Annotated in this window: 1 protein-coding gene; it reads right to left on the bottom strand. The window is 68.1% G+C overall.

The window, feature by feature from the left end; translation table 11 throughout:
* The coding region (locus ACF1CT_RS37390) for a beta-ketoacyl synthase N-terminal-like domain-containing protein (protein ID WP_391788498.1) at positions 1–1,226 on the bottom strand (1,226 nt) is incomplete at both ends.

Genomic DNA, 1,226 nt, shown 5'->3' with positions numbered 1-1,226 from the left:
GAACACGCCGTATCAACCGTGACCGCCGGCCCCTCCAGACCAAACGTGTACGCCAACCGCCCCGAAATCACACTCGCCGCATTACCCGTACCGACAAAACCCTCGACACCCTCGGGCGCCCGGTCCAGCAGCGAGGCGTAGTCGTGATACATCACACCCGCGAACACACCGGTCCGGCTCCCGCGGAGCGCACCGGGGTCGATGCCCGCGCGTTCGAACGCCTCCCAGGACGTCTCCAGCAGCAACCGCTGCTGCGGGTCCATGGCAAGCGCCTCACGCGGCGAGATCCCGAAGAACGCCGGATCGAAATCACCCGCACCCTCGACGAACCCGCCCTCACGCGCATACGACGTACCCGGATGATCCGGATCCTCGTGATACAGCGCATCCAGATCCCAGCCACGGTCGACAGGGAACCCGGACACCGCGTCCCCACCCCCCACGACCAGCCGCCACAGATCCTCCGGACTCTCCACCCCACCCGGATAACGACACCCCAGACCCACGATCGCGATCGGCTCGTCATCCACCGCCGCAACCACCACCGGCCCCGCAACCCCCACCACCGCACCCACCAACTCGGCACGCAGGAACTCCACCAGCACCACCGGCGTCGGATAATCAAACACCAACGTCGCCGGAAGCCTCAGCCCCGTCGCACCACCCAACAGATTCCGCAGCTCCACCGCCGTCAACGAGTCAAAACCCAACTCACGGAAGGACCGCTCGGCCTCGACGCTCTCCACGTCCGCGTATCCGAGGACGGCGGTGACCTGGGTACGGATCAGCTCCAGGAGCACCCCGCGCTGCCCGGCCTCGTCCATCCCTGCCAACTGCTTCGTCAGCACGCCTGATTCCGCGGCAGTTCCCTCGGCAGCTCGACGGGTCGGCACCCGGACAAGGGAACTGAGCAACGCGGGCAGCGTGCCCTGGACTGCCTGGGCCCGCAGCGCGGCGACGTCGAGGCGGATCGGGACGAGCACCGGATCGGCCAGCCGACCCGCCGCGTCGAACAGCTCCAGCCCCTCAGCAGCACTGAACGCACCGGCACCACCACGACCCAGCCGGGACACACCCCCGTCACCCAGCTCACCGGCCATACCACCCTCATCGGCCCACAGACCCCAGGCGAACGACGACCCCACCAACCCCCGGCCCACGCGATACTCCGCAAGCCCGTCCAGGAAGGCGTTCGCCGCCGCATAACTCCCCTGGCCCGCATTACC

The organism is Streptomyces sp. NPDC014734 (assembly GCF_043083325.1).
Lineage (GTDB): Bacteria > Actinomycetota > Actinomycetes > Streptomycetales > Streptomycetaceae > Streptomyces.
The sequence above is the reverse complement of the archived record's forward strand: the minus strand, read 5'-3'. Positions and strand labels throughout refer to the sequence as shown.